Origin of the sequence: Pseudomonas sp. NPDC090592 (assembly GCF_044769185.1) — a bacterium.
Classification (GTDB): Bacteria; Pseudomonadota; Gammaproteobacteria; order Pseudomonadales; family Pseudomonadaceae; genus Aquipseudomonas.
Genome location: NZ_JBIVXJ010000004.1, coordinates 107698 through 120460 on the forward strand (window position 1 = coordinate 107698; position 12763 = coordinate 120460).

At 59.7% G+C, this 12763-nt stretch carries 13 protein-coding genes; all 13 read right to left on the reverse strand.

Features of this window, described 5'->3' with window-relative positions:
* Positions 1-8: 8 nt before the first annotated feature.
* The 13 genes from ACIQUI_RS04695 to ACIQUI_RS04755 all read right to left on the reverse strand — a co-directional run bounded on the left by ACIQUI_RS04695 (position 9) and on the right by ACIQUI_RS04755 (position 12533).
* Complete coding sequence (locus ACIQUI_RS04695) at positions 9-1388, reverse strand: MFS transporter (RefSeq protein ID WP_403195346.1); 1380 nt, start codon at positions 1386-1388, stop codon at positions 9-11.
* A gap of 109 nt (positions 1389-1497) precedes the next feature.
* A complete protein-coding gene (locus tag ACIQUI_RS04700; protein ID WP_403195348.1) occupies positions 1498-1725 on the reverse strand; it encodes a hypothetical protein in 228 nt (75 codons plus the stop codon).
* A gap of 80 nt (positions 1726-1805) precedes the next feature.
* On the reverse strand, positions 1806-2612 hold the full coding sequence (locus ACIQUI_RS04705; protein WP_403195350.1) for a shikimate dehydrogenase family protein: 807 nt from the start codon (positions 2610-2612) through the stop codon (positions 1806-1808).
* A 34-nt stretch (positions 2613-2646) separates the two neighbouring features.
* Entirely contained in the window at positions 2647-3252 is a 606-nt protein-coding gene (locus tag ACIQUI_RS04710; RefSeq protein WP_403195352.1) for an HD domain-containing protein, read from the reverse strand.
* A gap of 135 nt (positions 3253-3387) precedes the next feature.
* Positions 3388-3936, reverse strand: a complete 549-nt coding sequence (locus ACIQUI_RS04715; protein ID WP_403195353.1) for an NAD(P)H-dependent oxidoreductase — start codon at positions 3934-3936, stop codon at positions 3388-3390.
* 154 nt (positions 3937-4090) lie between these two features.
* Positions 4091-5566: an aldehyde dehydrogenase family protein gene (locus tag ACIQUI_RS04720; protein WP_403195355.1), complete on the reverse strand. Its 1476-nt coding sequence runs from the start codon at positions 5564-5566 to the stop codon at positions 4091-4093.
* 49 nt (positions 5567-5615) lie between these two features.
* The gene (locus tag ACIQUI_RS04725; protein ID WP_403195357.1) at positions 5616-6452 is read right to left on the reverse strand and encodes an ABC transporter permease; all 837 of its coding nucleotides are present in this window, start codon (positions 6450-6452) and stop codon (positions 5616-5618) included.
* A complete protein-coding gene (locus ACIQUI_RS04730; RefSeq protein WP_403195359.1) occupies positions 6452-7291 on the reverse strand; it encodes an ABC transporter permease in 840 nt (279 codons plus the stop codon). The genes ACIQUI_RS04725 and ACIQUI_RS04730 overlap by 1 nt, the downstream gene beginning before the upstream one ends.
* A gap of 38 nt (positions 7292-7329) precedes the next feature.
* Positions 7330-8418, reverse strand: coding sequence for a glycine betaine/L-proline ABC transporter ATP-binding protein (locus ACIQUI_RS04735; protein WP_403195361.1), 1089 nt, complete (start codon positions 8416-8418; stop codon positions 7330-7332).
* 68 nt (positions 8419-8486) lie between these two features.
* Positions 8487-9335, reverse strand: coding sequence for a glycine betaine ABC transporter substrate-binding protein (locus tag ACIQUI_RS04740; protein ID WP_403195363.1), 849 nt, complete (start codon positions 9333-9335; stop codon positions 8487-8489).
* Positions 9336-9389: 54 nt separating this feature from the next.
* Positions 9390-10265 carry a dihydrodipicolinate synthase family protein gene (locus ACIQUI_RS04745; RefSeq protein WP_403195365.1) on the reverse strand — a complete coding sequence of 292 codons (876 nt, stop codon included), beginning with the start codon at positions 10263-10265 and terminating at the stop codon, positions 9390-9392.
* 17 nt (positions 10266-10282) lie between these two features.
* Positions 10283-11620: an NAD(P)/FAD-dependent oxidoreductase gene (locus ACIQUI_RS04750; RefSeq protein ID WP_403195367.1), complete on the reverse strand. Its 1338-nt coding sequence runs from the start codon at positions 11618-11620 to the stop codon at positions 10283-10285.
* A 304-nt stretch (positions 11621-11924) separates the two neighbouring features.
* Complete coding sequence (locus ACIQUI_RS04755) at positions 11925-12533, reverse strand: helix-turn-helix domain-containing protein (RefSeq protein ID WP_403195369.1); 609 nt, start codon at positions 12531-12533, stop codon at positions 11925-11927.
* Positions 12534-12763: the final 230 nt, after the last annotated feature.

The following is a 12763-nucleotide window of genomic DNA, read 5'->3' on the forward strand; positions in this document are numbered from 1 at the left end:
CTGATGCTCTAGGTAGCTTTGTGCAGCGGGCTAGCAGATGGCTGCCGGGCCGGACCGGTTTGAGGCGCCAGCGACGATGCCTTGCAAAGCTCGACACCACGGGTTTCGGGCGCCATCAGCCAGGACACCACAAGGCCGACGAAGGTGATGCCTGCGGCGAAGTACAGGGTATGGCCAATGCCGATCGACTGGATCGACATGGGTACCAGGTAAGTGCCCACCACCGCACCGATGCGCGATACCGAGGTACCCAGCCCGACAGCCACGGCGCGGATTTCGGTCGGGAAAATCTCATTCGGGTAGATGAACTGCAGCACCTGGGCGCCACCAATGAAAAAGGCGTAGGCGGCGAACAGCGCCACGGTCAACCACGATGACTGTTCGGAAAAACTGCCCAGCAGCAACAGCGCAAGCCCAGACCACAGCAGGCTGTTGATCAACAGGCTTCTGCGGCCCATGGCATTGACCAGCCAGGTGGCGACGAAACAACCCACTACGAACATCAGGGTGATGATCATCGAGCCGTAGGCAGACCACTGCGCGTCAAGGTGCAGCGCGTCCAGGACCTTGGGCGCGAAGGCGTAGACGGCAAACACGGGGATTACCGAGCACGTCCAGAACGTGGTGACGAAAAACATCCGCCGGCCATAGCCTGCATGCAGCAAACTGCGTACTGACAGCTTCGCAGGCTTGGGATGTTCGGGCAGATTCCTCAGCCCGAAGCCCTGGCCATAGATCTGCCTGATGATGCGCTCAGCCTGAACCGTGCGGCCTTTGCTGATCAGCCAGCGCGGCGACTCCGGCGTACCCTTGCGGATAAGCAGCAGTAAACCGCTCACCAGCGCAGTGCTGGCCAGCGCATAGCGCCATCCCTCAGCCCCGCCCGCCTCGATCAACGCCTGGCCGCACATGTAGGCAGCCGCCGCCCCTGCAAAGAAATAGATACTCAAGCTGGCAAGGCGTGGCCCACGGGCTTTTTTGGGCAAGAACTCGACCAGAAAGGCAGTGGCCACTGGATACTCAAAACCAATGCCTATACCAATCAGCAACCGGAGGATAAACAAGCCAGGCCCTGAGTCGACCCACAACTGCAACACCGAACACACGGTGAACAAAATCGGACCGACGAAATACATGGCACGCCGGCCAAACCGGTCGGTGAGACTTCCGCCAACGAAGCCGCCCAGAAAGATACCCACCAGCGCCGAAACAGCAATCAGGCTTTCCCAGAAGCTGTTGATATTCATTGCAGGGACAAGAAACGGCATAGCGATGCCGATAATACTCAGCACGTAGCCATCGACGAATGAGCCGCCGCTGGAACGCAATGCGAGCAACCGATGAAAGCGGTTGAATGGCACGTCTTCCAGAGAAACAGGGTTGGACATGGTACACCTTTTATTATGGATATCAGTGATTGACCAGGCAGTCCGGGTACAACATTCCGCTCTGTAACTACGGCCACCAGGTATCCCTGAAGCCAATGCGCTGCAATCGTTATTCGTGCGTCTCGGGGATCATCAGCGTGCCCATGGCCAGGTATGCATGCGCGGTCATCGGCATCGACCGCACGGACGAAGCGGTTCCGCCAGGCCGTTCAGCAACGTCCTGATCGAGTGTGCGCAGTTCAACCCAGGCACCGCGCAGGCCTACACTGACTGCATTGAGCGCCTGACTGCACAACGCGGCACAGGCAGGAACGGAAGGACGCATCATCATTTTCATTGGGCACGCTCTTTTGTTGTTATTGGATAAAAGCCACGGGTCGACATCACGGCCATCTGGCCGTACGGGTAGTTGGTGAATCAACCTCCCCGGTGTAGCGTCTGGAAGATCATTTCGAGCTGGCCCTCCATCATCGAAACCCCCGGGTGGGTCTGGCAGCCCTGGCGCTTGGCCGCTTGCAACAGCGGTGTTAGCGCTGGCTCCATGATGATTTCTGCAACAACCTGGCCAGCCTCCAGCCGGGAGGCGTCACACGGTAGCGCATCACCTTCGCGCATGCCCAGCGAGGTGGCATTGACGACCAGATCATGTTCGCTTGGGTTATCCGTTCCTACCGCGGTGGCCAGGCCGGGATAGGCTTCGGCCAGCCGCTCCAGCAACTGCCGTGCTTTGGCCGGGGTGCGGTTATACACCGTCAGGCTGCGTACACCCGCCTGCGCCAGGGCGAAGGCGATCGCACACGCCGCGCCCCCTGCTCCTGCCAGATACACCGACAGGCCGGCAGGCTCGATGCCGCCAAGCCTTAGCCCGGCGACGAAACCCAGGCCATCGAGGTTATGCCCGTGCAGGCGCCCATCGGTGCTACGGGTGACGACATTGGCTGCCCCAACCTGGCGCACCGCGTCGGAAACCGTATCGCAATAGTCCACCACCGCCGACTTGTGCGGCACGGTGACCACAAAACCGCCAATGCTCTGAACTGCACGCAGCCCTTCGACCACCCGCGCAAGGTCCGCCGGCGCGACCTGCATCGGCACCAGCACACTGTTCTCGCCCCGTTCACTGGCCATCCGGTTCACGGCCTGCGGCGATTTCACCTGTGCGACAGGATCGGCGAGAATGGCGAAGACACGTGTGGTGCCACTGATTGCTGCACGGTCATCCATGGTGTTCTCCTTGTGGGCTTCTGATCAGGGCGGTTCAGGCGACCGAGCGTTCGGTACTGACGCTCATGCGCTCGTCACCCACATACCGTGGGTCGAATGCGGGGCGGGTGAAAATGCGCCGCACCATCGGCTCGAAGTGTTCGAGCGGGAACGTCGGGTAGTCCGGGTCGAACGAGGCCTGGTCCCAGGCTTCGCAAAAGTGCACACAGCTCTGGTAATACGGGTGGTCCTTGTAGATGTCCCGCTCGTTGGGGTCGCCGCCGAAGAAGTGCACGTAGTAGAAGTTCTGGAACAGCCCGTGGTAGTTGATTACCCAGGTGACCTCCGCGCGCACGTAGGGGCGAATGATCGAGGCGGCATACTGCGAATGGTTGTAGGGCGCCAGCTCATCGCCCAGGTCATGAATCAGCGCCGCCACGATCATCTCTTCGTCGGCACCGTCGTTTTCGGCACGAGTGGCGGTTTGCAGCGAATGCTGCAGGCGGTCGATCTGGTAGCCGCTCAAGGAGTTCTCCAGGCCGCGCAGGCACGCCATGATACGGTCCGGCAACAACGTGGCGAAGTCCGCCTCCAGCTGGTGGAGCATTTCATATTCTTCTTTGACACCGTCTTTCATCTGGCGGAACGAAACGCTTTGCATCACACCCTCCATTGTTCTTATGGCTGCAGGCGCCCGCGCCCTTTTCAATCGCGGGCGCGCCCGGCAGGCTAATCAAGTGGTTCAATCGGTCATCGTGTTACCCAGCGTTGGCGTGGTGCAGGCAACGCCCGGCTGTCAGGCCATGTCAACGCTGTACTGGTATTCAAACGCTGTGATGTAGTGCCGGTACTGCTCGGCGTTGTCGCGCAGGGCGTCGTCGCCAATGTCGCCAATACCGCTGAGGAAATACCCGGGGCGGTAGTGCATGTCGATACGAAATGCCAGCACCTCGAACGGGCTGGTCAGCTCTTCCAGCGTGCGCCCGTAGCGCCCTTGCGTCTGGTAATCCGAGGCCTTCGACCAGGTGGAAACAGCAATGCTCAGCGTCTTGCCGGCCACTGCCTTGCCGCTGCCGTAGGCCCAGCCGTCGGCGAACACATCGTCGATCCACTGCTTGAGCAGCGCCGGGCAGTTGTACCACTGCATCGGGAACTGCAGCACGATGCGCTCATGTGCCTCGATAAGTTGCTGCTCAGCAGCGATGTCGATCTTGCCGTCGGGATAACGCCCGTACAGGTCGATCACCGTAACCCCCGGTTGCCCCTGCAGGGCCTTGTACCAGGCGGCATTGATGCGCGAGCTGGAAAGGTCCGGGTGTGCGACCACTACCAATGTCTTTGTCAAAACCTACCTCTCATGGAACAACACATAACTCTTTGATTTAGCAGGGACCTGTGGGAGCGGGTTTACCCGCGAATGCGATGCTGATTCTACCGCCGCATTCGCGGGTGAACCCGCTCCCACAAGGTCTGCAACACGCTTGCGGGCGCAGCACCCCTTACTTGATGTACCACCCCCAAGGCGCGTTGCTGGTGTAGGCGGTGATCTGTTTGGTTTCCAGGTAGTTTTCCAGGCCCCACTTGCCCAGTTCGCGGCCGATGCCGGACTGCTTGTAGCCGCCCCATGGCGCTTCGGTGAAGGTCGGTTGCGAGCAGTTGATCCAGACGATGCCGGCGCGCAAGGCCTGGGCCACGCGCTCGGAGCGCTGGGCATCGGTGGTCATCACCGCGGCGGCCAGGCCGTAGCGGCTGTCATTGGCCAGCGCCACGGCCTCTTTCTCGGTGGCAAAGCGGCGCACGCAGACCACCGGGCCGAAGATCTCCTCCTTCCAGGCGTGGCTGTCCAGCGGCACCTCGGTGAGGATGGTGGGCTGGAAGTAGTAGCCCTTGCCCAAGGCGGCAGGGCGAGCACCGCCGGTAACCACCTGGGCGCCGTCTTCCTGGGCACGTACCACCGCGGCACTGACCTGGTCGTATTGTTGCCGGGAAACCAGCGGGCCGAGCAGCACGCCCTCCTCCAGGCCGTCGCCAATGGTGATCTTGCGGGCCTCCTCGGTCAGGCGCGCGAGCAGCTTGTCGTAAACGCCCTCCTGCACCAGCACCCGGGAGGTGGCCGAGCACACCTGGCCCTGGTTCCAGAAGATGCCGAACATGATCCACTCGACCGCGTTCTCGATATCGGCATCGTCGAACACCAGCAGCGGCGACTTGCCGCCCAGCTCCAGGCTCACCCGTTTGATGTCCTTGGCGGCCTCGGCCATGATGTGCGAACCGATCTTGCCAGAGCCGGTGAAGGCCAGCTTGTCGACTTGCGGATGGCTGACCAGCGCCTGACCTGCCTCGCCGCCAAGCCCGGTGACGATGTTCAATACACCAGCAGGCAACTCGGCCTGCTCTGCGATGGCGGCAAGCTCCAGCGCGGTCAGCGAAGTATTCTCGGCCGGCTTGAGCACGATGGTGCAGCCTGCGGCCAGCGCCGGGGCTACCTTCCAGGCTGCCATCAGCAATGGGTAGTTCCAGGGGATGATCCCGCCTACCACCCCTACCGCTTCTTTCACTACCTTGGTGCGGAAGCGATCATCCGAGATCGCCAGGTCCGCGGCACTGTTGCTGTCCAGTTGCTCGGCGAGCCCGGCGTAGTAGTCGAAGCAGCCAGCGGCATCACCGATGTCCCAGCGTGCTTCGGGCAGCGGTTTGCCGTTGTCGAGCACTTCAAGCCTGGCCAGCTCTTCAGAGCGGTTACGGATCAGCTCGGCGATACGACGCAGGTAGACCGCGCGTTGGGCGCCGGTGGTCTGCGGCCAGCCATCCTTGTCGAATGCCCGGCGTGCCGCACTGACGGCCACGTCGATGTCTTCGGCGGTGCCTTTGGGGATGGCATGAATGACCTGCTCATTGGCCGGGTTGATGACGTCCAGGGTGCCCTTGCGGATCGGATCGGCCCATTGACCATCGATGTACAGTTGGGTACGCATGCTTTCTCCAAATATCTTGTTGTTGAACGATTGCTACTGCGGGTGCTGCTCAATGCTTGAGGAAACGGGCTGGCACCGTGCCGCGGCATACCCGGTCGATGATCAGCGCCAGAATCACGATGGCCAGGCTGGCACGCACGCCAAGGCCGAACTCCATGCGGCTAAGGCCACGGGTCACTTCAGACCCCAGCCCACCAGCGCCAACCAGCCCTGCCAACACCACCATCCCCAGCGACAGCAGGACGCACTGGTTGACCCCGACCAACAGGGTTGGCAGAGCCGACGGCAGCTCGATTTTCCAGAAGATCTCACGCGGCCGAGCACCGATCGCAGCCCCCAGCTCCAGCCGGTTGGCGGGTATCTGGTTCATGGCCAGAATGGTCAGGCGGATCATCGGTGGGATGCCGAAGATGATGGTTGCCAACAGTGCGGGTACCGCGCCGAGCCCGAACAGCACTACGGCCGGCACCAGGTACACCCATGGCGGCATGGTCTGCATCACGTCGAGAACCGGCCGTGCGGCGGCCTTCAAGCGCTCGCTCCTGGACAGCAGTACGCCAAGCACGATGCCGATCGATAGCGAAAACGCCACCGCCACGACAATCAGCGCGATGGTGTGCACCGCCGGTGCCCACATGCCCAGCGCCAGGCAGCCTGCCAGCCCGACCAGCGTCATCAGGCCGACACGCCAGCCGGCCACCAGCGCGCAAAGCACCGCCAGGCTACCGATGACGACAGGGGCAGACGCCAGGCTGAGCAGCGCCACGATGGCCCCGATAAGTACATCGAAGAACTGCGCCACCGCCATGAAACCATGGTGAAAGTTGCTGTTCAGGTAAGACAGGAACGGCGCCACGGCAGAGCCTGGCGATACACTGATATCCATCACGCGGCTCCTTTTTCGGTGGTGCACATGGCCTGCGAAATGCGGTCAAGCACAATGGTCAGGATGACGATGGCGATCCCGGCGTTTACTGCCAGGTCGATCTTCAGGGTACGCACCGCCTCGTAGATGGTTTGCCCCAGCCCACCCGACCCCGCGATACCAGCAATCACCACCATGCCGAAACTGAGCATCAGGCTTTGGTTGATGCCGGCCAGAATCGACGGGATGGCAAACGGCAGGCGAATCTTCATCACCTGCGAGGCCGTTTTCATGCCCACCGCCGAACCCAGCTCGCAGTACTGCACCGGGGTCATGAACACCCCATGGGCGGTGAGCCGCAGCGCCGGTGGAATGGCCACCAGGCACGTGGCCCAGATTGCCGTGGCAGGTCCATAGCCCAGCAAGGCAATACCCGGCAGCAGGAAGATGTAGGGCGGCATCGTCTGGATGAAATCCAGCACCAGCTCCGCCCCGTGCTTCCACCTGGCCGACAGCCCCACCACAACCCCCGCCGGAATGGCGACCAGCAAGGCAAGCAAGGTGGAGCTGAACACCAACGTCAGGGTTGCCATGGTTTCGGTCCACAAACCCATCGCCTGGCAGAGCCATAAACCGGCAACGGCGGTAAGCGCGAACAGCAGCCCCACGACCCGCCAGCCGATCAGTGCCGCCACCAGCACAACCACCCACCACGGCGCGAACGTCAGCAGCGAGTTGACCGCCGCATAGGCGCTGTCCATGGCCGTGCTCATGGCATTGAAGAACCCGGCACCTTCGTCGATCAACCACGCCAGCGATGTGTCGATGGTCGAATCAAATGTATCGATAACTGCAGTCATGAACTTCTCCTCCCATAACCCGATGCAGTTGCCATGAGTTATGCCAGGTCAAGCCCGCGCACCGCCCTGAGCAGGGTTTCGCGGCAGACCGTTCCGACAATTCGACCATGTTCCTTGATGGCGACCACCTCTTCGCGCTTGCCGACGGCAATGTCGATCAGGGTTTCGAGGTCGGCATCGATGTTGACGCTGACCAGCGCGTCCAGCGAGCGACCGCCAAACTGGGAAAGGTCGTGCTTGTCGATGCGCTTGAGCATCGAGTACGCCTTGAGCAGCTTGAGCCGCGAGATGCCCTCCATGAAGCTGGCCACATAATCGTCTGCCGGGTTGAGCACCACCTCCTCCGGCGTGCCGACCTGGATCATCCGCCCTTCTTTCATGATCGCGATGCGGTCACCGATGCGGATCGCTTCATCGATGTCGTGGGTAATGAAAATCGTGGTCTTGCGCAGGTCGGTGGAAAGCTTCTTGAACTCGATCTGCAACTGCTTGCGGATCAGCGGGTCGAGCGCGCTGAACGGTTCGTCCATCAACAGCACGTCAGGGTCGGCGGCCAGCGCCCGGGCGATACCCACCCGTTGCTGCATGCCGCCAGACAGCTCCTGCGGGTAACGATTGGCCCAGTTGCCCAGGCCCACTTTGTCCAGCGCATCCTGGCCCTTGCGCAAGGCCTCCTGCTTGTTCATGCCCTGCACTTCCAGGGGCAGCACCACGTTCTGCAGCACCGTGCGATAAGGCAGCAGCGCCACGTTCTGGAACACCATGCCGATCTTGCGCGAACGCAGGTCACGCAGCTCGGCGGGGGTCATCTTGCAGATATCCCGACCATGGATGAGCACTTCACCGCAGGTGGGATCGATCAGCCGGTTGAAGTGACGGATCAGCGTCGACTTGCCGCTGCCCGACAAACCGATGATGCAGAAGGTTTCACCTTCGCTCACCGAGAATGTCGCATCCGCCACTGCCACCACCGAACCGTGCTTGTCGAGCAACGCATCCTTGCCTTCGGTGAACCGTTTTGCAGCATCGACAGCTGCAGGGCTTTGGTTGCCAAAAATCTTCCATACACCACGGCACTCCACAATCGGGGATGCCGCCACATGAGTGGGTCGAGTAATCATGTTCATAGGCCTATCCGGAAGTTGATTATTCTTGTTACCGGCCTGGTGCCGGACAGGCACCAGGCCGGGTTCCGTCACTTACTCGACATCTGCGCCCACTTTCCGGCGAGGGGCTGATTGTCTTTCCACCAGTTGTCGACTGCCTGTTCCATCGTGGCACCGCCCTTGACCGCACCGGTCATGCGGGTGATGTCATCAATCGGCACATAGATGCTGGCTACCGCTTCGCGCAAGCCTGGGTTGGCCGCCGAGAAGCCTTTTTTGGCAATCCAGTAGTACGTCTGCGGCGGGGCGAAGACATGCTTCGGATCTTCCAGGAACTTCACGTTGTAGCGCTCAGCCATCCAGGACGGTTTCCACAAGGCCACGGCAATCGGTTGCTTGCGCTCCAGCGCCGACTGCAGCTGGGCAGCCATGGCAGCGGTGCTGCCATCGACCACGTCGTACTGCAGGCCGTATGCCTTCACTGCATCGCCCACCTCGCGCATCAGGCCAGACCCCGGCTCGATACCGATCACTTTGCCGCCGGTCTGCTCCTTGACCGTGTTCAACTCCTCAACCGAGGTGATGTTCATGTAGTCCGGTACCGCAATCCCTTGCAGCAAGCCATGGGACACGACCGACACCTTCTCCAGCCGCTGCTTGTTCTTCGTCCAATAGTCGTAGGCGACGTAATTGATCATCGAAACCAGCAGGTCGACATCACCACGGGCCAACGCGCTGTACGCAATGCCCGTCTCGGAGAAGTTCACCACTTCAACCTTGTAATTCTCTTGCTCAAGAAAATGCTTGCTGATGAGGGAGATGGCCTGAACATCTTCATAGACCATCGCCCCGATCTTTATGACCTTTTCATCGGCATTCGCGAGGCTCGAGAAACATATAAAAGCAAGAACTGCAAACAATCTGTAGAAAACACGCATGGCCATCTCCGGATTCTGCAAGGTACCGCTTTATTGTTTTTCCAGCCTGCAGCCTCAGCCGTTCAGCAGCGGTTGCAGGGCGGCTTTGAGTACAGTGGCTTCCTGCTCGGTAATGGCGCGCTGCGGTTTACGCAGGATGCCGGTACCGAAACCGCGCAGGTGGGCCGCGTAGAGCACGGACGGGATGTAATTGGTGGTCTGAATCAGCAGTAGCGATGGCAACATCTTGTTCCACAGTGCCAGCGCCTCTTCGTACTGCTTCTCCTGGACAAAGTTGAACAGTTGCACGGTTTCGCGCGGCATGTAGTTCGCAGCACCCCAGATGGCGCCCTTGGTGCCGGCCAGGAAGGCATACAGGGCGATGGTGTCGCAGCCGTTCAGCACGCCGCCGCCGCTCTGGATGTACTGCTGGTGAATGGTGAAGTCACCACCGCTGTCTTTGATGTAGTTGAAGTTCTTCAACCCCTGCAGGCGCGACAACAGCTCTGGCGATACCGAAATCTGGGTCGACTGCGGGATGTTGTAGCCAACGATGTCGATGTTCACTGCCGCATCGATCTCGCGGTAGAACTCGAACAGGCCGTCGTCGTCGGTTGGGCCTTCGAAGTATGGTGGCAGGATCATCAGCGCATCGGCGCCGGCCTTTTCTGCATGGCGAGAACGGCGGATGACTTCATCGACGTTGAGCGCGGAGGTCTGGCAAATGACATTGACGCGGCCATTGATGCGTTTGATGCCGATCTCGTACAGCTTGTTGCATTCTGCTTCGGTGAGGTAAGGGTGCTGGCCGCTACCGGCGCCCAGTACCAGGCCGTGAACGCCCGCCTCGATGTACTGCTCGATCAGCTTCTCGTAGGCGTTGTAGTCGACTTCGCCACTTTCGTTGAAGGTGGTTTGCATCGCGAGGTTGATACCAATCAGATTTGCCATTGCCACTTCTCCTGTTTTTAGATTTCTTGACCAGCTTCTTTGAATCGACGCCCGGTGACGTACTTCACACCCAGCGACGTAATGATTTCCGGGTAGGCCCGTGACGGGGCTTTACGCCGCTTGAGAATTTCAATCGTTGTGGAGTTGAGGCCCGACGCCAGCTCCGCCAATGCCTTGCCAAAGCCGGTGCCACGGGACACACCGGTGCCGTTGCAGATGCCGGTGCCATAGACGTTTTCGCCCAATTCGCCCCAGATCATTCCGCCGTTTTGCGACAGGGTCAGCAGGCCGCCCCAGCTGGAAACAAAGCCCATCGAGGCGAGTTCCGGGTAGCGGCGCTCGAAGGAAACCTGTTGGTGAACACTGGCCTGGGCCACATCCTCGACCGTGGTCTTGTACTTTTTCGCGTACGAGTAGACATTGCGGAAGAACAGGCGGTTATCGTTGGTGCGCCTGACGGTGGTGCCGAAACTGTTGGCCGGGATCAGGCCGAACGGGCCTTCGCCGCACTTGGCCAGTTCCTTGTCGGTCAGCACGCGGGTCATGCTGGCGAAGGTGTAGACCGGAATTGCGCTGTTCTTGTAGAAACCGAAGTTGTTGAGGTAGCCCGACGCGCAAATGATCACCTTCTTGGCGTGAATCACCCCGTTCTGGGTTTCGAACACATGGTGAGGCTTGCCGAACCGGGCCGAACGCACGATGGTGTTTTCATGCACCTTGACGTTCTTGGGCAACATCCGCGCGGCGTTCTTCAGGTATTTGGCAGGCTGGATCAGCACCGTGCCCGGATGGTGCAGCGCCTTGATGTAATGCCGGCTGCCGGTCAGCTCGCGCATGCCGTCGGCTTCGATCCAGCTGTACTTCTGCCCCATCAGATCCAGTGCTTTGGAAAACTGCACCAGGTCATCCACACCGGCGGCGGTTGCAGCACTGTGATACTTGCCCTGAGGGTCCCAGTCGCAATCAACGCCCGCCTCGACCGCGCTCTTGAGGTAGTTGGTGCCTTCCAGGTTCACATGCAGCTCTTCCTGGTTGCCCTTGAGGTCTTCGACGAAATCACGCTTGCGTGGGTTGTGCGCCAGGTCGATGGCAAAGCCCATGCAACGGCCCGAGGCGTTATTGCCGATGCGCCCGGCATCCACCAGCAATACCTGCGCCTGCGGGTTGAGCTCGGCGTAACGGCGAGCGGCATGCAGGCCCATCCAGCCGGCCCCGATCACCAGGCATTCGCAGGTGACGTTTCCGTAAAGAGGGTTCAGCGGCAAGTCGGGACCGGAGGCCAGGTACCACCCGGAATCGGTGGGTTCGACTTGCGGCGGCGTAACATCGATACGCTTGTTAGATAAGGAAGCCAACTTTGAATCTCCTGAAATAAGAAAACCGTCGTTTGGACATCTCAAGAACACGCGGCGTGGTGTGTTCTTTTAGTAGGCAATTTATAGAGGCCACTTGTTTTCAGCGGCCTGTATGCTCTGCATTTACCCACCAGCGCTTTATTTCAGGGCAGAACGTCAAGCGCCGTTATTATTCTTGTTTTCAGCTTTTGATTATCGGATCTGGCTAAATCAAGGGTGCACGCACCCGTCATTCCAAAAAAGGAACGCAACCAGACTTTGCTCTGTGCAACCTCCAGATGGTGTTATCGAAGTTTGACGCTTTTCAATAAGTCGGCGGCGCGATCACCCAGACAACAATGACTTCGGTATCCCCGGTATTTACCCACCGATACGATTCACGGACGATCCTGACACTATCACCCGCCGCAAGGCTGAACATCTCGTCACCGATCCAGATATCGAACTGCCCCTGGATCACATAGATTTCTTCCTCGGTGTCTCGCGCCGTCGATGCGGGCCGCGTAGCGCCAACAGCGAAAGTGCTGAGAAACATTTCAAACATGCCACCAATATCGGGTGACAACAGCTCTTCGGTGATACCGTCAAGAAAAGCACCCAACCGGCGGCGGCTGTTCGCTCGAACCACACGCCCCACTTCCGACTGTGGCTTGCTGTCCGCAGTGAAGAACCACCCCAGTGGTACACCCAATGCTGTGGCCAGCTTTTTTAAATCGGTGATGGAGATTTCGGTATTGCCGCGCTCCAACTGGCTAAGAAAGCTCGGCGAGCGACCGGTAGCCAAGGCCAGTTCTGCCAGGGTTTTCCCTCGCGCCTTGCGCAGCTTGCGAATTTCCCTGCCCCATGCAAGGGGGTCCTCGGGGAGCTCGAAGCCACCTGCAATCTCGGCTGTGCCTGCAATTTCACCGGTCATTTGAACCTCGTCGGATCTGCGAGACAGTCACAAAAAAAATTGCTTAAAAATTTTCTAAAGTGATTATGCACCTTCAAATAATTTTTGCATCATTTTTTTTTGGTTTTTTTTGACGTCCTTCATCACGGATCACTAGCACCGACACTTCATTGTTTTTAAAGGATTTCTTGGAGAAGGATGATTTGCTGCCAGGTGGGAGGCAGTCAGCCAGATTGCATGATCCCCGTGGG

Bases quoted from the DNA above. Each gene is read 5' to 3' on its own strand.
- ACIQUI_RS04695 (WP_403195346.1), bottom strand. From the start codon at position 1,388: ATGTCCAACCCTGTTTCTCTGGAAGACGTGCCATTCAACCGCTTTCAT.
- ACIQUI_RS04700 (WP_403195348.1), bottom strand. From the start codon at position 1,725: ATGAAAATGATGATGCGTCCTTCCGTTCCTGCCTGTGCCGCGTTGTGC.
- ACIQUI_RS04705 (WP_403195350.1), bottom strand. From the start codon at position 2,612: ATGGATGACCGTGCAGCAATCAGTGGCACCACACGTGTCTTCGCCATT.
- ACIQUI_RS04710 (WP_403195352.1), bottom strand. From the start codon at position 3,252: ATGCAAAGCGTTTCGTTCCGCCAGATGAAAGACGGTGTCAAAGAAGAA.
- ACIQUI_RS04720 (WP_403195355.1), bottom strand. From the start codon at position 5,566: ATGCGTACCCAACTGTACATCGATGGTCAATGGGCCGATCCGATCCGC.
- ACIQUI_RS04725 (WP_403195357.1), bottom strand. From the start codon at position 6,452: ATGGATATCAGTGTATCGCCAGGCTCTGCCGTGGCGCCGTTCCTGTCT.
- ACIQUI_RS04730 (WP_403195359.1), bottom strand. From the start codon at position 7,291: ATGACTGCAGTTATCGATACATTTGATTCGACCATCGACACATCGCTG.
- ACIQUI_RS04735 (WP_403195361.1), bottom strand. From the start codon at position 8,418: ATGAACATGATTACTCGACCCACTCATGTGGCGGCATCCCCGATTGTG.
- ACIQUI_RS04740 (WP_403195363.1), bottom strand. From the start codon at position 9,335: ATGCGTGTTTTCTACAGATTGTTTGCAGTTCTTGCTTTTATATGTTTC.
- ACIQUI_RS04745 (WP_403195365.1), bottom strand. From the start codon at position 10,265: ATGGCAAATCTGATTGGTATCAACCTCGCGATGCAAACCACCTTCAAC.
- ACIQUI_RS04755 (WP_403195369.1), bottom strand. From the start codon at position 12,533: ATGACCGGTGAAATTGCAGGCACAGCCGAGATTGCAGGTGGCTTCGAG.